Annotated in this window: 15 protein-coding genes; 9 read left to right on the plus strand and 6 right to left on the minus strand. The window is 48.9% G+C overall.

Annotation, left to right across the window (positions count from 1 at the left end):
• Nucleotides 1–20: 20 nt before the first annotated feature.
• The 4 genes from BLQ32_RS15750 to aceA all read right to left on the minus strand — a co-directional run bounded on the left by BLQ32_RS15750 (nt 21) and on the right by aceA (nt 6,034).
• Entirely contained in the window at nt 21–2,702 is a 2,682-nt protein-coding gene (locus tag BLQ32_RS15750; RefSeq protein WP_074511056.1) for a phosphoenolpyruvate synthase, read from the minus strand.
• A 288-nt stretch (nt 2,703–2,990) separates the two neighbouring features.
• On the minus strand, nt 2,991–3,119 hold the full coding sequence (locus BLQ32_RS19960) for a protein YhfH (protein ID WP_217629840.1): 129 nt from the start codon (nt 3,117–3,119) through the stop codon (nt 2,991–2,993).
• Between the two features lie 19 nt (nt 3,120–3,138).
• On the minus strand, nt 3,139–4,683 hold the full coding sequence (aceB, locus tag BLQ32_RS15755) for a malate synthase A (protein WP_244890379.1): 1,545 nt from the start codon (nt 4,681–4,683) through the stop codon (nt 3,139–3,141).
• Between the two features lie 61 nt (nt 4,684–4,744).
• Nucleotides 4,745–6,034 (minus strand): isocitrate lyase, encoded by a 1,290-nt coding sequence (gene aceA / locus BLQ32_RS15760; protein ID WP_074511058.1) that lies wholly within the window; start codon nt 6,032–6,034, stop codon nt 4,745–4,747.
• A 173-nt stretch (nt 6,035–6,207) separates the two neighbouring features.
• Between aceA and BLQ32_RS15765 the strand changes: the two genes are divergently transcribed.
• Nucleotides 6,208–6,858, plus strand: coding sequence for a LytR/AlgR family response regulator transcription factor (locus BLQ32_RS15765; RefSeq protein WP_074511059.1), 651 nt, complete (start codon nt 6,208–6,210; stop codon nt 6,856–6,858).
• A 79-nt stretch (nt 6,859–6,937) separates the two neighbouring features.
• The gene (locus BLQ32_RS15770; RefSeq protein WP_074511060.1) at nt 6,938–7,432 is read left to right on the plus strand and encodes a cupin domain-containing protein; all 495 of its coding nucleotides are present in this window, start codon (nt 6,938–6,940) and stop codon (nt 7,430–7,432) included.
• 69 nt (nt 7,433–7,501) lie between these two features.
• Here BLQ32_RS15770 and BLQ32_RS15775 read toward each other — a convergent pair whose 3' ends face one another.
• Nucleotides 7,502–8,866 (minus strand): aspartate kinase, encoded by a 1,365-nt coding sequence (locus tag BLQ32_RS15775; protein ID WP_074511061.1) that lies wholly within the window; start codon nt 8,864–8,866, stop codon nt 7,502–7,504.
• A 121-nt stretch (nt 8,867–8,987) separates the two neighbouring features.
• Between BLQ32_RS15775 and BLQ32_RS15780 the strand changes: the two genes are divergently transcribed.
• The 3 genes from BLQ32_RS15780 to thrB are packed head-to-tail and all read left to right on the plus strand — an operon-like array spanning nt 8,988 to nt 12,240.
• Entirely contained in the window at nt 8,988–10,280 is a 1,293-nt protein-coding gene (locus tag BLQ32_RS15780) for a homoserine dehydrogenase (protein ID WP_074511062.1), read from the plus strand.
• Nucleotides 10,277–11,338 (plus strand): threonine synthase, encoded by a 1,062-nt coding sequence (gene thrC, locus BLQ32_RS15785; RefSeq protein WP_074511063.1) that lies wholly within the window; start codon nt 10,277–10,279, stop codon nt 11,336–11,338. Before BLQ32_RS15780 ends, thrC begins: the two co-directional genes overlap by 4 nt.
• Complete coding sequence (thrB, locus tag BLQ32_RS15790; protein ID WP_074511064.1) at nt 11,335–12,240, plus strand: homoserine kinase; 906 nt, start codon at nt 11,335–11,337, stop codon at nt 12,238–12,240. The genes thrC and thrB overlap by 4 nt, the downstream gene beginning before the upstream one ends.
• A 45-nt stretch (nt 12,241–12,285) precedes the next feature.
• Here the strand turns inward: thrB and BLQ32_RS15795 are convergent, their stop codons facing one another.
• The gene (locus BLQ32_RS15795) at nt 12,286–13,710 is read right to left on the minus strand and encodes an NAD-dependent succinate-semialdehyde dehydrogenase (RefSeq protein ID WP_074511065.1); all 1,425 of its coding nucleotides are present in this window, start codon (nt 13,708–13,710) and stop codon (nt 12,286–12,288) included.
• A gap of 324 nt (nt 13,711–14,034) precedes the next feature.
• Between BLQ32_RS15795 and BLQ32_RS15800 the strand changes: the two genes are divergently transcribed.
• The 4 genes from BLQ32_RS15800 (at nt 14,035) to BLQ32_RS15815 (ending at nt 18,320) form a co-directional block, all read left to right on the plus strand.
• Nucleotides 14,035–15,231: a hypothetical protein gene (locus tag BLQ32_RS15800; protein WP_074511066.1), complete on the plus strand. Its 1,197-nt coding sequence runs from the start codon at nt 14,035–14,037 to the stop codon at nt 15,229–15,231.
• Between the two features lie 45 nt (nt 15,232–15,276).
• Nucleotides 15,277–16,452: an amidohydrolase gene (locus tag BLQ32_RS15805; RefSeq protein ID WP_074511067.1), complete on the plus strand. Its 1,176-nt coding sequence runs from the start codon at nt 15,277–15,279 to the stop codon at nt 16,450–16,452.
• Nucleotides 16,453–16,559: 107 nt separating this feature from the next.
• Complete coding sequence (locus BLQ32_RS15810; protein ID WP_074511068.1) at nt 16,560–17,858, plus strand: Zn-dependent hydrolase; 1,299 nt, start codon at nt 16,560–16,562, stop codon at nt 17,856–17,858.
• Between the two features lie 165 nt (nt 17,859–18,023).
• The gene (locus tag BLQ32_RS15815) at nt 18,024–18,320 is read left to right on the plus strand and encodes a MarR family transcriptional regulator (protein WP_036804442.1); all 297 of its coding nucleotides are present in this window, start codon (nt 18,024–18,026) and stop codon (nt 18,318–18,320) included.
• Nucleotides 18,321–18,377: the final 57 nt, after the last annotated feature.

Consider the following 18,377-nt stretch of genomic DNA (forward strand, 5'->3'; position numbering starts at 1 on the left):
TGTGTGAGTGGGCTATTAATTTAAAATGGCCGATTTTCATTTTTTTCTAAGATCTGCACAAAGCCCCGTGTGCCGTCAACCCGGATCCGGTCCCCGTCCTGTATCAATTCTGTAGCGCCCGCCACACCGACAACTGCCGGAATTCCGTATTCACGGGCTACTACAGAACCATGCGTCATCATGCCGCCAACTTCTGTCACCAGTCCGGCTGCCGAAGTGAAGAGCGGCGTCCAACCGGGATCGGTATAGGGGGCAATCAAAATATCGCCGGCATTTAACCGCGCATTTTCCGAACGCAGAATCACCCGTGCAATGCCGGTCACCGTACCGGATGAAACCGGAGTTCCCATCAGGGCGTCTTTCGGGCCTGAACCGGTTCGGGGTGTTCCTTCGATGATTTCTCCGTCGCTTGTCATGACGCGCGGCGTTTTTAATTTGGCGTTTGCTTCATGCTGCTGTTTTCTTGATTCGATTGCTTCTCGCATGTCTCCAGAAAGCTGTCCATCCAGCAAGGCAATCAGCTCTTCTGCAGAAAGGAAAAACACATCTTGGACTGTGAGAAGCTTGCCTTTATCAACCAAGGTTTGGGCTTCTTCCAAAATGGCGAGTTTGTATAAATACATCCCTTTCACGAGCGCAAATTTATGGTGTTCGCGCATGCCCAGCAAATTCCGGTACAGCTGAATGAGCCGGCGGATGCAGCGTTTTTCAATTCCGTTGAAATGCCGGAGAATTTCTTGTTCTGCTGCTTCCGCTTCCTGCTTGCCTTGTTTAAATCTTTGGCGGTGCTCTCCGTGCCGCATTGTCCGGAGGTTGCTGGAAATGGAAGGGAGGAGCTGCGCCGGATCTTCGTGCCAGCGCGGCTTGGCAATGTCAATTTCCCCGATGCAACGCGCCCCGTACTGCAGAAGAAAACGGTTTAGTCGCTGTTGAAATTCAAAGCCGCCTGAAACATCCTGGAGTCCATTGTAAAACGTTTCATGGCGGGCCGTTTCTAAATAGGTCGCCAGTTCAGGCTTGTCCCGTGCAAAGTCTGCCAAGTCGCCAAGCTGCAAGCCCATTTCGGTGGTGACATTGCCGGGAAGCGATTTATACAGTTTGCTGAGCAGCACCGCGCTTTGTTTGCCGCCAAACTTCTGGTTCAGCTTCTTGGTGAGTGCGCCTGAAGCAAGCATGCCCGTAATTACATACGGAATGATTTTGGACAATACTTCCGGGAACATTCGCTCCATACCTTGCTGGATGAAACGGATACGCTCGGCACCTGAAATTTGCTGCAACTTCAGTTCAACAGAATGAACGTATTGATTGATAAATTCGGTCGCTTTGCCGTTTGCTTTGGATGGGTCCTTCCACCAGAAGTTGGCCGCCACTTTAAAAGCGACGGGAATTGCCATCGGCGCAATTCGCCGGATTCTTAAGGCCACCGTTTTTTTTGGTATATTGACTTGCTGAAATTCGGGCCGGTTGATGGCTTCTGCCAGAGCCGATGCCAACAGTTCATCCATGCCGCCCATCAATTTTAAAAAACGCTTTCGGAGAGGCGGCAGGGACAACACCCCGGTGAAGTCAGCGAACGCCCGTCCGCCGGCTTCACGCAGCACCCGCTTTTCCGGCGCTGCAGTGCCTTTATTAATAAAACCGGTAACATTGCTCAAAAGAGAGAGGGAGAGAGGCTGCATGGGATCGGTCATCATTTGGATGTAGCCGAAATTGAGAAAGACATGAAACTGTTCATCATCGGTAACGGGCAAGGGATAAAGAGAGGTGATGGGGCGGCTTTGCAAGATCATGAATTCACCGTTGACCAGTCCCCACTCGATGTCTTGTTCAGCTTCGTAATGATTCTCAATCTGCCGGCCGATTTCAGCCAGTTTGAGAATTTTGTGGTTAGGCAGCGCCTGAATTTCCTGAAATGCCTCAGGAATGGTTTTCGTTATGGTGCCGCCATCCGGAAGCGCATATATCGCCAATTCCTTTTTGGCAATTTGTTTGCGGATGATTTGATTGTCACGGACTTGGTATAAGTCGGCTGAAACAAGGCCCGATACTAACGCTTCGCCTAAGCCGAAACTGGCATCAATGGAAATCGTATGGCGATGCCCGGTGATCGGGTCGGCAGTAAACAGGATTCCGGAGACTTCCGGGAACACCATTTCCTGGACAACGACAGCCAAAAAGACCGTGCGGTGGCCAAAACCGTTTTTTAACCGATAGGAAATCGCACGGTCCGTAAAGAGGGAAGCCCAGCAGCGCTGAACGGCAGAAAGTAGCTCTTTTTCCCCGACGATATTTAAAAAGGTCTCCTGCTGGCCGGCAAAAGATGCGCCTGGCAAGTCTTCGGCTGTGGCACTTGAGCGGACCGCGTAGGGACGATTTTTCCCGGCCGTTTGCCAGGCGTCTAGGATAGCCATTTCGATATCTTTCGGCATCGGAAGAGCTGTCAGATGGTCCCGGATTTGGCCGGCTAACAAGCGGAGCTGCTCCAAGTCTTCCGGCGGGAGCTGTTCTAGACGTGTAAACAGCTCTTCCATCTCGGTGCTTGATCCAATCAGCATGCGATAAGCGGAAGTGGTAATGCAAAATCCCTGCGGAACAGGAAATCCTGCTCCTGCCAGTTCCCCGAGATTTGCCCCTTTTCCGCCCACCAGCGGCAAATGGGTCCGATTGGTTTCATTGAAGTGCAATACGTAAGGTTCCATTTTCTTCGCCTCCGAGATTGCTTTGTTGCCTCCATTATAGTCCCGTAGAGCAGGGGGTTAAAGGTGTATTTAAAATTAAAAATGAGATACAGGATGGTTTCCGGTTAGTTGGATAGGTGTTTTTAAGGGAGGCAACCGCGCTATGATCCGTGAATTTTTTCTTTTGGGGCAAATACTGTCTGCGCGAGCCCGAATACTGTCCGCACACAACCAAATACTGTCCTGCGCCGAAAAACGCCATAAAAAAGAAGCCAAGCAGCATGTGCTTGGCTTCTTCCGGTAAACTCCTTATTCCTCTTTTTGTCCGATGCAGCGTTCGCATTCGTAGATGATGGATTCGCGTTGTTCCTTGATTTCGCATCCGCATTCCCGGCATTCTTTCTTTGAGCGTGCCTCAAAAGTTTTCAACGTTTTCATAGTGATCTCCTCCAGTAAGTTAGTTTAGTTTTTCATAGCCTGGCAAGGTCAAGAATTCCGCAAAATCACTTTGCAACGTGAGGTCTGTAAACAGCTCGCGGGCTTCCGCGTAGTGTCCGGAAAGATAAATGGAGTCTCCAACAGTTTCTTTAATCTTCTCGGCTTCTTCTTCAAGAATTTCGTGGAATAAGGCAACGGTGATGTCGCGTCCGTCTTCAAGTTTTCCTTTCGGATGGCGGATCCACTGCCACACTTGCGAGCGGGAGATTTCGGCTGTTGCCGCGTCTTCCATCAAGTTGTTGATCGGTGCTGCTCCGTTTCCGGAGAGCCAGGAAGCGATGTACTGGATGCCGACGGAAATATTGGAGCGCAGCCCTTCCTCGGTGATGGAGCCTTTTGGCACTTCGACCAAATCTTCGGCTGTGACGCTGACGTCTTCGCGTTTCCGGTGGATCTGGTTCGGCGTCGGCATCAATTCGTCGAATTGTTCCATCGCCACTGCCACCATTCCAGGGTGGGCAACCCATGTGCCATCGTGCCCGTCTGTCGCTTCGCGGCGTTTGTCTTCGGCTACTTTCCGGAATGCAGCATCGTTTGCTTCCGGATTTCCTTTGATCGGAATTTGCGCGGCCATGCCGCCGAGCGCCGGAGCGTTCCGTTTGTGGCAAGTCTGGATGCATAACTGGGTGTATGCCCGCATAAACGGAACAGTCATTGTCACTTGCGAGCGGTCCGGGAACAAGTATTCCGGCCGGTTCCGCATCCGTTTGATGACGCTGAAGATGTAATCCCAGCGGCCGCAGTTGAGGCCGGCCGAGTGGTCGCGCAGTTCATAAAGAATTTCATCCATTTCAAATGCTGCAAGAATCGTCTCGATCAGTACGGTGGCGCGGATGGTGCCTTGCGGGATTCCGAGTTCGCTCTGAGCAAAAACGAAGACATCATTCCAGAGCCGCGCTTCCAAATGGCTCTCCATTTTCGGCAAATAGAAGTAAGGTCCGGTACCGCGGTCAATCAATTCCTGTGCATTGTGGAAAAAGTAAAGCCCAAAATCCACCAGGCTGCCGGAAGCCGGCTTGCCGTCAATTTCAATATTCTTCTCAAGCAGATGCCAGCCGCGGGGACGGACCATCAATACGGCGGTTTGCTCATTCAAGGTGTATTTCTTGCCGGTGCCGGGTGCTTCAAATGATATCTCGCGTCTGACAGCATCCCGCAAATTGATCTGTCCGTCAATGACGTTGAACCAGTTCGGAGCAGTTGCATCTTCCAGATCCGCCATAAACATTTTGGCGCCGGAATTCAAAGCGTTGATCAGCATTTTCCGGTTGGTCGGGCCGGTGATTTCCACCCGCCGGTCTTGCATATCCTCCGGCAGGGGGGCAATCGTCCAGTCGCTTTCCCGGATGTGCTCTGTTTCAGGCAGGAAATCCAAAGGATTTCCGCCGTCGATTTCTTTTTGGCGCACTTGGCGCTGTTCCAATAAAGCAATCCGCTGCTTATCAAAATTGACATGAAGCTTTTCGATAAACGCCATTGCCTCCGGCGTCAGAATCGTTTCCATGTGGGATGTGACTTCATTTTTAATTAAGACATTCGACTTTGTGATCAATCAAATCATCCTTTCATTTCACCGGTTGGAATTGGGCCGTTTCCGTCGAGCCTTTCATCGCAGTAGTTGAGCTTGTACCGCCGGAGATGATCTGCGATACTTCGTCGAAATATCCGGTACCGACTTCACGCTGGTGGCGCGTTGCCGTGTAGCCTTTTGACTCGCTTTCAAATTCAGCCTGCTGCAATTTCGAATAAGCCGCCATGCCATGGTCTTTGTAGTCGTGCGCCAGTTCAAACATGCTGTGGTTCAGTGCATGGAATCCGGCAAGCGTGACGAATTGGAATTTGTACCCCATCTTGCCAAGCTCGATTTGGTATTTTGCAATGGTTTCTTCGTCCAATTTTGCTTTCCAGTTGAAAGAAGGTGAACAGTTGTATGCCAAAAGCTTGCCTGGGAATTTCTCATGGATGGCATCCGCAAACTGCTGCGCTTCTTCCAGATTCGGATGGGACGTTTCACACCAGACCAAATCTGCATAAGGAGCGTATGCCAACCCGCGTGCAATCGCTTGGTCAATGCCGGCATTTGTACGGTAGAAACCTTCAGGCGTCCGTTCGCCGGTGATGAACGGATGGTCAACCGGATCGATGTCGCTTGTGATCAAATCGGCTGCGTCTGCATCGGTGCGGGCAATCAGCACTGTCGGAACGCCCAGTACGTCGGATGCAAGCCTTGCGGAAATTAAATTCCGGACTGCGTTTTGAGTAGGCTGCAATACTTTGCCGCCTAAATGGCCGCATTTTTTCTCGGAAGCCAATTGGTCTTCAAAGTGGACGCCGGCAGCACCGGCTTCAATCATGGATTTCATCAATTCAAATACGTTGAGCGGTCCACCGAATCCAGCTTCTGCATCCGCGACAATCGGTGCGAACCAGTCAAAGCCTTCGTTGCCTTCCACGTTATCGATCTGGTCTGCACGCTGCAATGCCTGGTTGATCTTTTTCACTACGTTCGGCACCGAGTCGACGGGGTATAAACTTTGGTCAGGATACATTTGGCCTGCCGAGTTGGCATCGGCTGCTACTTGCCAGCCGCTCAAGTAAATGGCCTGCAAGCCTGCTTTTACTTGTTGTACGGCCTGGTTGCCGGTCAGTGCGCCTAATGCGTTTACGAAATCTCTTTCATGGATGGAGCGGAATAAACGGTCAGCTCCGCGTTTAGCGAGCGTGTATTCAATTTGAACCGAACCACGGAGTTTGACGACATCTTCCGCTGTATACGGACGAACAATTCCGTTCCACCGGCTGTCTTCTGCCCAGCTCTTTCTCAATTCTTCAATTTGTTGTTGTTTGGTAACCATCAAATCCATCCCTTCGAATAAAAAAATTTTTTAAACTGTGTTAATACAGTTCGTCTTGATGTATATTAATATATAACAGAATATTGTGACTGTCCTGAAAGTTGGATGAAATCAGATATTTAGGGATGAAAGAAGAGATTTCACGACAAACACACTTGAAAGGGGAATCGGGTATGGAGAAAGGTGTATTAGAACAGGTAGGGTTCATTATGGGGGACTGGATTCCGAAAGAAGCATCGATCGCTGTGGCAGTTGGACGAAGCTATGTATATTGCAAGGCAGGGATCCAAGAGTCGCACATTCGAGTGGGGGATGAAGTGGCTGACGGAAGCGTGGCGGATTGTACATATAAAGAAGGCAAGCGCTTGGAGATGCTGGTGGAAGATGAAGTTTCCGGAATTGCTTATGTCGGTGTGGGCTATCCGGTGCGAATTTCCGGTCAAGCAGGCGTTTTAGTTGTGATGCTGCCTCCGGATTATCGGCAGCGCCCTAAACAGCCGCTCCGTTTTTTGACAGGGAAGTTTGAAGATACGTGGCGTCCAGTGCCGATTTCCGATGTGTCGCATATTGAAAGCAGCCAAAAGAAAACTTGGTTTTACGCTGATGAAGAAGCCTACTGTTCCATCCACACACTAAAAACTTTGAAAGACCAATTACCCGATACGTTCTTGCCCATTCATCGTTCGTATATTGTCAACATTCCTTTTATCCAGGAAATCTCACGGGATTTTTCATCCAACTTTGTTTTGACATTGAAAGACGGCGCGGTTTTGCCGGTCAGCCAAAACTACACGGCATTGGTGCGTGAACGGCTGGGATTCTAGTATAGAAGATTTCCTTGAAAAACGATTATTTCCACTAAGTGAGGGTAAAGTCCACTATCTGAAAAGGAGCTGATACTATATGTCAAATGAACAATTCTATCATTTCGAAGATGATCGATCGATTCCGAACAACCCGAGGCTGCCATTGATTGTTTATCCCGGTGCATTCAAAGAAAATCCGGAATCCATTGAAGGGGCATTCAACAAGAACGGCTGGACTAACAGCTGGGTTGATGGCGTTTTTGATTATCATCACTACCACAGCAATACACATGAAGTGCTGGGTGTGCGTTCCGGATCTGCGACGATCCAGTTTGGCGGAGAGCAAGGAAAGGCATTGCAAGTTTCTGCCGGGGACGTGGCGGTTCTGCCAGCCGGCACCGGACATAAATTATTGGAAAGCACGGATGATTTTAAAGTGGTGGGTGCGTATCCAAACGGTGCGGAGCCTGATAAGAAGCTGGGCAAGCCGGAGGAGCGGCCAGATGTCCTGGAAGCGATACTGGACGCCCCGCTGCCTGAGAAAGATCCGGTTTACGGAAACGATGGCCCGCTTTTGACAAATTGGACTTAACAATAAAGAAATCCCCCAGCCAATAAACGGCTGGGGGATTTTTTGTTCACTCAGTAATATAAGGACAGGTTAGACAACCAGAGAAGGAACAAAGAATTCATTATATAACTCCTTTAAAATTTTGGTTTCGTCTTCTTTCAAGACTCCAAAGACAAGGCTGACTTCGGAAGATCCTTGGTTGATCATTTCAATATTGGCGCCGGTTCTGGCGATGGCATCTGTTGCCCGGGCAGCAAGTCCAGTCGTATATTTCATCCCTTCACCGACCAGCACAACCATCGAGAAGTTGCTGATGAAATGCACGTCGTCTACTTCGAGTTCAGTTTGTACACGGTCGACGATGCGGCTTTCTTTCTCAGGCGTCAATTGATGGCTCCGAATAATGACGGAGAGGTTGTCGATGCCGGAAGGAATATGTTCGTAGGAAACGTGTTCATCTTCCAAAATCTGCAGCAGTTTCCGGCCAAAGCCGATTTCGCGGTTCATCAAATATTTGCTGACATACAGTGTAGAAAACCCGCTGTCGGCTGATATACCGGTCACTGGCAGACGCGAGTAGTCGCGTTCTGCGACGATCATCGTACCCGTAGACTGCGGATTATTGGTATTTTTGATGCATACCGGAACGGATTCTTTAAATGCGGGCATCAGGGCTTCATCGTGCAAGACGGCAAATCCCGCGTAGGACAGTTCCCGCATTTCCCGGTAGGTCATTTTCTCGATTTCAACCGGATTTTCCACAACTCTCGGATTGGCCGCGAACACACAATCGACGTCCGTAAAATTCTCGTATAGCTCAGCTTTCACGGCGGCAGATAAGATGGATCCGGTGATGTCTGAGCCGCCGCGGTCAAAAGTCCGCAATGTTCCGTCATTTGTGTAGCCAAAAAATCCGGGGAAGATGCTGATGGATTGCTGATTAGCCAAATTGGACAAATTGTTATATGATTCTGGCAATGCCTGCACCCGTTTCGGCGGGTCAGTGACAACCAGACCGGCTTGTTTCGGATTGATGTATTCCGCGGGCATTCCTATAGAAGAAAAATAAGCGGCAATCAGCTTGGCTGAATTGTCTTCGCCGCTGGCTTTGATTTGGTCAAAAAATAAAGATGGGTCATCCTTGCTGAAAGCGAGCCGGTAAGAAAGATCGGCTGCAATGATGGAAACAATTTCACTGTCGAGCCCGAGCTCTTCTGCAATCGAAGCGTAGCGGCCGACTACATGGCTTAACGCGCCGGCAGTATCTTCTCCCGATAAAGCGCTTGTCGCTAACCGGATCAGGAGATCCGTGACTTTGACATCGCCGTCAAACCGTTTACCAGGAGCTGATACAACAATGATTTTCCTTGCCGGATCCGCTTTGACAATATTAGCGACTTTTTGGATTTGTTCAGCACTTGCTACAGATGTTCCGCCGAATTTACACACTTTCATCTTTATCAAGTCCAATCTTTAGAGAATTGAGGGTTGTTTTCCATTTAATATAATACTATAATGTCCATATGGTAAAAACAACTGTATTTTTACAGTGTACACAGCGTAGGAGGAATCGTCAATGAAAAATGAAATTTCAATCGGATTATTAGGCCTCGGAACTGTTGGCAGCGGGGTCGCTAAAATTTTGCAGCAACATCAACAAGATCTGCACCATAAGCTGGGCGTTCAAGTGTCCATCAAAAAAGTTTTAGTCCGCAACAATAATAAAGAACGTTTGTCGATTCTGGATCCAAACGTTTTTACAACCGATATAGACGAAATATTGAACGATTCTTCTCTCGATATCATTGTAGAAGTGATGGGCGGCATGGGTGAAGCGAAGCGTGCGATTGAAGAAGCGCTGAAAGCCGGCAAGCAAGTTGTGACCGCGAACAAAGACGTCATGGCTCAATACGGTCATGACTTATTGAAACTGGCGGATGAACAAAAATGCGACTTGTTCTATGAAGCAAGCGTTGCAGGGGGCATCCCGATTATCCGTACATTAGAAGACGGCTTAGCATCAGACCGCATTTCCAGTTTGATGGGGATTGTCAACGGCACAACCAACTTCATCCTGACAAAAATGAAAAAAGAAAACATGAGCTATGAAAAAGCTCTTGCGGAAGCGACAAGACTCGGCTATGCAGAAGCTGACCCGTCAGCGGACGTGGATGGCCTGGATGCAGCACGCAAAATGGTCATTTTGTCATCGTTGGCATTTTCAACAGAAGTCCATATCGATGATGTGCTTGTTCGGGGAATGAGCGAAATCCAGGACGGCGATTTGGAAATGGCGAATAATTTCGGTTATACAATGAAGATGGTCGGTTCTTCCAAAAAAGACGAAGACGGCATTGAAGTGGCAGTAGAACCGATTTTCCTTGCGAATTCGCATCCACTCGCTTCGGTCAATAATGAATTCAATGCAGTATACATATACGGTGATGCAGTAGGGGAAACAATGCTGTACGGCCCGGGAGCCGGTTCGCTGCCGACTGCAACTTCAGTCGTTTCGGATATTATTGCGGCATGCCGGAACTTGCTGCTTGAAGTCAACGGCAAGCGGGTCCATTCAGCCCAACATGAACGGGTGATCAAACCGGAAAGCAGCCGGTTCGCAAAATATTTCCATCGCCTGCTTGTTAAAGACGAAGTCGGTGTCCTGTCAAAATTGACGGCGATCTACAGTAAACACGGCGCCAGCCTCCAATCAGTCATGCAGCACCCGGCTGCACAGGAGGGGCAGGCGGAACTGGTGTTTTTGACTCATCAAATTTCACGCCAGCAGCATTTGGATGTATTAAACGATTTAGCAGGAACGGCTAGCGTCATCAGCCATTACCGCATCGAAGGGGAGGAAACAGCATGAGATGGCCAGGATTGATCGAACAGTATAAAGAGTGGTTGCCGGTAACCGAGGCAACACCAGCTTTAACGCTTCAAGAAGGCAATACACCGCTTGTCCATTTGGAGAAATTATCCAAGCAATGGGGAATTGAACTCTACGTGAAACTGGAAGGGGCAAACCCGACCGGCTCTTTTAAAGACCGCGGCATGGTCATGGCGGTTGCCAAAGCGAAAGAAGAAGGAAAGTCGGTTCTGGTTTGTGCTTCTACAGGAAATACGTCGGCGTCCGCTGCCGCATACGGTGCAAGAGCAGGCATGCGCACCATCGTCGTCATTCCGGAAGGCCGCATCGCCCTTGGGAAATTGGCGCAGGCCAAAATGTACGGCGCAGAAATCCTGGAGATCAAAGGCAATTTCGACGAAGCGCTCCGCATGGTCCGTGAAGTCGGGCAGGAGGCAGGCATTGCTCTTGTCAACTCGGTAAATCCGTACCGTCTGGAAGGGCAGAAAACGATTGCGTTTGAAGTGATTGATCAGCTCGACCGTGTGCCGGATATTTTTGCATTGCCAGTTGGCAATGCCGGGAATATCTCTGCTTCTTGGAAAGGGTTTAGCGAATATGCCAATAAAACCGGCGCGAAACGCCCTGAACTACTTGGTGTCCAGGCAGCTGGCGCAGCGCCGATTGTCAACAACCAAGTCGTCGAAAATCCGGAAACGGTGGCAACTGCCATCCGCATCGGCAATCCGGCAAGCTGGGACTTGGCGTTGAATGCCTTGGCTGAATCAAACGGCACCATCCTGGCGGCGACAGATGAAGAAATTCTCGAAGCTTATCAATTGCTGGCGTCGACTGAAGGGATATTTGCAGAACCTGCCTCATGCGCTTCCATTGCCGGCATCAAAAAGCAAGTGGAAAGCGGCAGCCTTCAAAAAGGATCGACAGTTGTAGCCGTATTGACGGGCAACGGGTTAAAAGATCCGGAAACCGCAATTTCAGTGAACGAACATAAAGCGCAATTGGTGCCGGAAGATATGGAGCGCTTCTGGGAGGATTTGAAGAAAGGAGTCAAGGCATGAAATGGAAAGACTTTACGGTAACCGTGCCGGCGTCGACAGCCAACTTAGGCCCAGGATTTGATTCGATCGGACTGGCACTGGACCTGCACTTATCCATCCATGTTTCGCAGGCTTCCGAGTGGACAGTCCGCTACAATGAGGAAGGTTATCAGCATCTGTCCGGTTCTTCGGATAATCTAATCATCGCGGCGGCTAAGAAAACGGCAGCGGCATACGGGCACGAGCTGCCGCCGGCTAAACTTGAAATCGATACAGATATCCCGCTTAGCCGTGGGCTTGGAAGCAGTGCGTCCGCAATTGCCGGCGGCATTGAAATAGCAGACCGGCTGCTTGGCTTGAACATGCTCTTGAAAGAAAAAGTGGAGATCGGCACGGAGATGGAAGGCCATCCGGATAATATTTCCGCTTCGCTTTTAGGCGGCTTGACGATTTCCTATGCGGACGGGGAAGAATTGTCCATCGTCCATGTACCGGAAGTGGAAATCGGTGTCTTGATCCTGGTTCCCCCGACAGAATTTCTGACGACGGAATCCCGAGGGCTGCTTCCAGAAGATGTGCTGCATAAGACTGCTGTACGCGGCAGCATGGCAGCGAATGTCCTGTCCGCTGCGCTTGCGACAGGTGATTGGAATACAGCGGGGCGCATGATGGAACGGGACGAATTCCACGAGCCGTTCCGAAAAAGCAGATTCCCGGACTTTGATATCATCCGCCAAGCATGCCGGGACCATGGTGCCTATGGCTCTGCCATCAGCGGCGCCGGCCCCTCTCTTTTTATTGCTGCTGAAAAAGGCAAAGAAGAGGAGATCCGCAAAATGCTGAGTGAGCGTTTTCCGCATTACGACTGCCTCCTGACCAAACCATCTACGGCAGGAATAAAAGCCGTCCAAACCGTACAATAGCACGAAAAAAAGCGGTCCGAGAAACTCGGACCGCTTTTTTGCTGGTTACAATTTGATGGAAATGTATTTCGTTTCGAGGAAAGCATCGAGTCCTTCTTGTCCGCCTTCGCGTCCGATGCCGCTTTCTTTCATGCCGCCGAATGGCGCCTGGGCAGTCGAAGGAGCGCCGTCATTCCAGCCGACAATGCCGTATTCCAGATTTTCCGCGATATAAGTTCCGCGGGTCAGGCTGTCGGTAAAGAAGTAGGCAGCCAGTCCGAAACGGGTATCATTCGCCAGGCGCACCGCTTCTTCATCGGTATCAAAGGCCATGATCGGCGCAACCGGGCCGAATGTTTCCTCATTCATGACAAGCATATCCTGTGTGGCATTGATCAAGACTGTCGGGTTGTAGAAGTAGGCGCCGTTTTCAGCCCTTCCGTCGCCTCCAACCAGTACTTTTGCCCCTTTATCCACTGCATCCTGCACGTGGCGCGCTGATTTTTCATAGCCGTCCTGGTCGACAAGCGGGCCGATCTGAACGCCTTCATCCATTCCGTTGCCGACTTTCAGCTTCGCTGTAGCTTCCTGCAGGCGCTGCGAGAATTCTTCTACAATGGAGCGCTGGACGTAAATCCGGTTGCCGCATACACAAGTTTGTCCTGCATTGCGGAATTTCGAAGCCATAACGCCTTCAACCGCCAAGTCCATATTGGCATCTTCACAGACGATGATCGGTGCATGGCCGCCAAGTTCAAGCGATAAATTGAGCATGGAATCCGCGCTTTGCTTCATCAATTCCTTGCCGATTTCGGTGGATCCGGTAAAAGTCAGTTTCCGGACCGCCGGGTGGCTCGTAAAGACACGGCCGATTTTTCCGGCGCTGCCTGTCACCAGGTTGATGACGCCTTTCGGGAATCCGGCTTCTTCTGCCAATTCGTACATGCGTACGGCGGTGAGCGGCGTCAACTTGGCCGGTTTTGCAACAAACGTACAGCCAGCTGCAAGTGCAGGCGCCATTTTTCTGGCCATCATGGCTGCCGGGAAATTCCATGGCGTAATAGATACGACCACTCCGACCGGCTGTTTCAACACTTGGATGCGTTTGCCTTCTTTCGATGCCGGAATGAGGCGCCCGTTGGAGCGTTTCGCTTCTTCGGCGAACCAGGAAATAAAGGAAGCGGAATATTCGATTTCACCGACGGCTTCCGCCAAAGGTTTGCCCATTTCCTTTGTCATGATTTCCGCTACTTCCTGTTTGTTTTCCAACAACAGGTCGTGCCATTTCATCAATAGCGAAGCGCGTTCATAAACGGTGGTTTTTGACCAGGACTTGAAAGCTTCTGCGGCAGCATCTACAGCTGCAGTAGCTTCAGCTTCACCGCCGTTTGGAACCGTACCGAATTTCTCGCCCGTTGCCGGGTTCATGACATCGATGACGCCGTCTCCTGCTGTTGACCATTCACCGTTAATATAGTTTTTGCCTTCCATTTATCGTTCCTCCTTAAATTTTCTATCCTTATCCTAACCTGTTACCTCTATACGCTTAACAATAAACCTGCAAAAGTATATCGCAGTAAAAACGGAAAGAATAAGTTATTTTACTGAATTTATTATTTTGATGCAAAATGCAACGAAAAAGAGCGTGAGACTAAATGGAAAAGACCGAAATCCACTGATTTTATTATCATTTCAAAATAGTCGTTAAATTCTATTTAATAAGCTCGTATTTTGTGCTAATATTGCAACAACACTTTAACTTATTGAAGCATATGAAAGTTGAAGGAATTAGTTAGAGGAAAAGGAGGATGTAGGATGGCACAGATGTTGGCATTGACGATTTTGGTATTTATCTTATTTATCGGCGAAGTTGTATCGATTCGCACAAAAGCTTGGATTCCTTCGATTTTTATAAGTGGGGTATTATTCTTGCTTGGATATTGGACATTCTTCCCGCCGGATATTGTGGCGATCGCCGGAGTGCCGCCAGCTGTCGTAACGATGCTGATTTTCCTGTTGATTACGAATATGGGAACGCTGTTGTCCCTTCAGGAACTGAAAGCGCAGTGGAAGACGATTTTAATTGCTTTAGCGGGGATTTTAGGAATCACTGCCGCTCTTTTCAGTATCGGCATGCTGTTATTTGATTTTCAAACTGTGATTGTAGCGATTCCGCCATTAGTCGGTGGAGTGGTTTCCGCTTTGATCATGTCTGAAGGTGCCCAAGCCGCAGGGCTTCCGACGCTGGCTGTTTTTGCCATCGTAATCTACGTGATGCAAGGCTTTGCGGGCTATCCATTGACTTCGATCATGCTGAAGCGTGAAGGCCGTTCGCTTCTGCAGAAATACCGGAACAACGAGTTGACGGAACGGGTATTGGTAACAGAACAAAAAGGCACACCGACACAAGAAGTGAAAGAGCCAAAAATGTTCGCGAAAATGCCGGATAAGTACAATACGGATTTCTTTAAGTTTTTCCGTCTGGCGCTGGTCGGGTACTTGGCTTACCTTGTATCCGATGTGACGGCCCCTTATGTAGAAATCAGCCCGTATGTCTTATGTTTGTTCTTTGGTGTAGTGGCACGAAGCATCGGCTTCCTGGAACGCCATCCGCTGCAAAAAGCAAACGGTTTTGGTTTTGCCATCCTGGGCTTATTGCTATTCGTGTTTGATGGATTGAAAAATGCGACGCCAAGCATGATGCTTGAAATCATTTATCCGTTGGTCGCTTGTATCGCGCTTGGGGTTGCCGGAATGTACATTTTCTCTTTCATCGTCGGCAAGCTGCTGAAAGTCAGCAAAGAAATGGCGTTTGCCGTTTCACTGACTGCGCTTTACGGATTCCCTGCAGATTACATCATTACAGTCGAAGTAATCAATTCATTGACAAAAGATGAAAAAGAGCGGGATGTCCTGACGAGCCACATGCTGCCGCCAATGCTTGTGGCAGGATTTATCACCGTAACCATCGTTTCCGTCATTTTAGCGGGGATTTTCGTTGGGTTCCTGTAAGAAAAGCTGATAGCCAACCAGATTTACATGAGGAGGATCAAGTACATGATTAACGAAACCATCAAGAATGCCATCCAGGAAAACAGTGAAGAAATGGTTGCCATCCGGCGCAAACTGCACAGTGAGCCGGAACTGTCCTGGGAAGAGTATGAAACATCGCAATTTGTATTTAATTACCTGACAGAGCTTGGGATTGAATGCCGAAAAACGGAACCTACAGGTGTAATCGGAATGCTGAAAGGCGGTAAAGAAGGAAAAACCGTCGCGCTCCGGGCTGATATGGATGCTTTGTCGGTAGAAGAGCTGAACGTCGATTTGCCATATAAGTCGGTTACGTCTGGCAAAATGCATGCTTGTGGCCATGATGCCCATACATCGATGCTGCTGGCTGCCGCTAAAGCTTTAGTTGGCGTTAAAGACCAACTGCCCGGTTCGGTCCGCTTTATCTTTCAGCCGGCAGAAGAAGTGGCGACTGGCGCCAAAGCAATGGTGGAACAAGGAGCTGTAGAAGGTGTCGACGATGTATTCGGCATCCACATCTGGTCTCAAATTCCGTCGCATAGTGTGGCATGCAATCCAGGGCCTTCGTTTGCATCGGCTGACATTTTCAAAGTGCATTTTAAAGGCCGGGGAGGCCATGGTGCGATTCCGCAAAACTCGATTGATGCAGCAATCATTGCTTCGTCATTCGTCATGAACGTTCAGTCTGTAGTGTCCCGGACGATTGATCCGCAGCAGCCGGCAGTTGTAACGGTTGGCAAGATGGTCGTCGGTACCCGTTTTAACATCATTGCCGAAAATGCTGAAATTGAAGGCACTGTCCGTTGTTTCGATGCTGAAACCCGTGACCATATTGAAAAGCAGCTAAAAGTTTATGCGGACAATACGGCGGAAATTTTTGGCGGCACCGCAACCGTTGAATACATCAGAGGAACGCAAGCGGTTATCAATGGTGAAGAAAGTTCAGAACTGGTGCGGCAAGTGGCGGCTGAAGCATTTGGCGAAAACGTAGTCTACGATGAAAAACCGACCATGGGCGGAGAAGATTTTTCCTTCTATTTGGATGAAGTCCCTGGCAGTTTTGCACTCGTGGGCAGCGGCAACGCTGAAAAAGATACGCAATGGGCTCATCACCACGGAAAATTCAATGTGGATGAAGAAGCAATGGCTACCGGCGCCGAGCTGTACGCGCAATACGCCTGGGCATATTTAAATAAATAAGGTTTCTAACAAAATTTCCTGGATGTTTTCTATATGTGATTGCAATATGGCGATGTCCGGCAATGGACTTCGCCATATTGAATTTAACCGATTGGAGGGCTTTAACAATGGCAATACATAACCCGGTATTTGAAGAACTGATGAAAGACTATGACAGCGCCTTATCCCATTCTGGAGTTAGCGGAGAGCGTCTTGCCCGCCGGCTGTTCGAGTTGTCGCAGATTGGGTTTACACAAGTGGGAGGAGTTAAGCGCCCCGGGTTTTCACAGGAAGAAAAAACAGCAAAAGAACTGGTGAAAAAATGGATGCAAAAAGCAGGACTACAAGTTGCAGAAGACGGTGCAGGAAACGTCAGAGCCTGGTTGCCAGGAAAGAACCCGGGTGCAAAAGCAATCGCTTCGGGTTCCCATGTGGACAGTGTGCCGAATGGCGGGAATTTCGATGGTCCCTTAGGCGTCTTATCGGCTCTTGAAGTCGCAGAATCGTGGAAAGACACCGGGTATACACCTGAAAAACCATATGAAGTAATTATTTTTACCGATGAGGAAGGTTCCCGTTTTAATAGCGGTTTAAGCGGAAGCCGGGCCATGGCAGGAGAAATAAGCGAAGAAGAAATGCTGCAGCTGCGCGATTTTGATGGTAAGGGCCTTGAACAGGTGCTGCAGGATTACGGCAGCTCGCTTCAAGCTTTTAAAGAAGCAAAACGGGATCTTACGGAACTGGAACTTTTTGTGGAAGTGCACATTGAACAAGGGAAAAAGCTGGAACGGGACAATCAGCCTGTTGGAATTGTCAGCGGCATTGCCGGTCTGGCCTGGTTAAAGGCGGAATTTATTGGGGAAGCGGGGCATGCCGGCAATACGCCAATGGCCGGCAGACGCGATCCGCTCGTAGCGGCGGCTGAATTCATTCAGAAGGTTTCCGGATTTCCTGAACAAGTCAGTGAAACGGCAGTGGCGACTGTGGGAAAAATGGAAGTATTCCCAAACGGCGCTAACGTGATTCCAGAGCGCGTGGAACTGAATGTGGATATACGGGATATCCAGGAGCAGACTCGTGACCGCTTGGTGGACCTGATTGCAAGTGAGGCTAAGAGGATTGCTGACAGCAGAGGTATAAAGGTGAATCTTCATGAAAATACAAAAATCCAGCCCATTCCCATAGCTGAAAACCTAAAGGGCAAGCTAGCAGATTCCTTAACGAATTTTGGGATTTCCCCGACGTATATTCCAAGCGGTGCAGGGCATGATGCCATGGTTCTCGGGCGGCATATACCAGTGGCCATGCTATTTGTCAGAAGCAAGGAAGGCATCAGCCACAATCCGAAAGAATGGTCCTCACTGAATGATTGTGTGGCCGGTGTACATGTGTTGAAAGACTTTATTGAAAAAGCGATGAACGAATAAAATCCAAAGTTCAAGCCCATTCCTTGAAGGATGGGCTTTTCATGTCTTTACAACAAAAAAATGAAGTTTTTACGATAAATTTACATATGAGTGAATAATCAGTAAAATTAAGGGTATATATGTAAATAAGGAAAACAAAAAAGTAAAGATATAGGAGGCGATAGTATGGTATCTACAAGAAGCCAGTTATCTGAAACACAGCCATTTATGGATCACGAATTGATAAAAGAAAGCCGCGTGTGTTTTATGAATGAACCCGATCGAATTGCGGAAACAGGAGAAAGATTTATTAAATACTTTTTAAGAAACTCTACTCCGGAAGGGGTACTCTTTAAAACAATTAAAGAAATTACAATGGAAATGAACATACCGCACCAGACTTTATCACGGGTGCTGAAAAATCTGGAAAGCCATGAAATCATCTACCGAAGAAATGGAATCATCGGTTTATGGAAGAATTAGCAGAAAGCATCACTTCGAAAAGAAGTGATGTTTTTTTTTTTGGTTTTTTTCGCAAAA

This window comes from Planococcus glaciei (assembly GCF_900099655.1).
Classification (GTDB): Bacteria; Bacillota; Bacilli; order Bacillales_A; family Planococcaceae; genus Planococcus; species Planococcus glaciei.

Bases quoted from the DNA above. Each gene is read 5' to 3' on its own strand.
- thrC (WP_074511063.1), top strand. From the start codon at position 10,277: ATGAGATGGCCAGGATTGATCGAACAGTATAAAGAGTGGTTGCCGGTA.
- BLQ32_RS15750 (WP_074511056.1), bottom strand. From the start codon at position 2,702: ATGGAACCTTACGTATTGCACTTCAATGAAACCAATCGGACCCATTTG.
- aceB (WP_244890379.1), bottom strand. From the start codon at position 4,683: ATGGAAACGATTCTGACGCCGGAGGCAATGGCGTTTATCGAAAAGCTT.
- BLQ32_RS15770 (WP_074511060.1), top strand. From the start codon at position 6,938: ATGTCAAATGAACAATTCTATCATTTCGAAGATGATCGATCGATTCCG.
- aceA (WP_074511058.1), bottom strand. From the start codon at position 6,034: ATGGTTACCAAACAACAACAAATTGAAGAATTGAGAAAGAGCTGGGCA.
- BLQ32_RS15815 (WP_036804442.1), top strand. From the start codon at position 18,024: ATGGTATCTACAAGAAGCCAGTTATCTGAAACACAGCCATTTATGGAT.
- BLQ32_RS15805 (WP_074511067.1), top strand. From the start codon at position 15,277: ATGATTAACGAAACCATCAAGAATGCCATCCAGGAAAACAGTGAAGAA.
- BLQ32_RS15800 (WP_074511066.1), top strand. From the start codon at position 14,035: ATGGCACAGATGTTGGCATTGACGATTTTGGTATTTATCTTATTTATC.
- BLQ32_RS15775 (WP_074511061.1), bottom strand. From the start codon at position 8,866: ATGAAAGTGTGTAAATTCGGCGGAACATCTGTAGCAAGTGCTGAACAA.
- BLQ32_RS15780 (WP_074511062.1), top strand. From the start codon at position 8,988: ATGAAAAATGAAATTTCAATCGGATTATTAGGCCTCGGAACTGTTGGC.
- BLQ32_RS15810 (WP_074511068.1), top strand. From the start codon at position 16,560: ATGGCAATACATAACCCGGTATTTGAAGAACTGATGAAAGACTATGAC.
- BLQ32_RS15765 (WP_074511059.1), top strand. From the start codon at position 6,208: ATGGAGAAAGGTGTATTAGAACAGGTAGGGTTCATTATGGGGGACTGG.
- BLQ32_RS15795 (WP_074511065.1), bottom strand. From the start codon at position 13,710: ATGGAAGGCAAAAACTATATTAACGGTGAATGGTCAACAGCAGGAGAC.
- thrB (WP_074511064.1), top strand. From the start codon at position 11,335: ATGAAATGGAAAGACTTTACGGTAACCGTGCCGGCGTCGACAGCCAAC.
- BLQ32_RS19960 (WP_217629840.1), bottom strand. From the start codon at position 3,119: ATGAAAACGTTGAAAACTTTTGAGGCACGCTCAAAGAAAGAATGCCGG.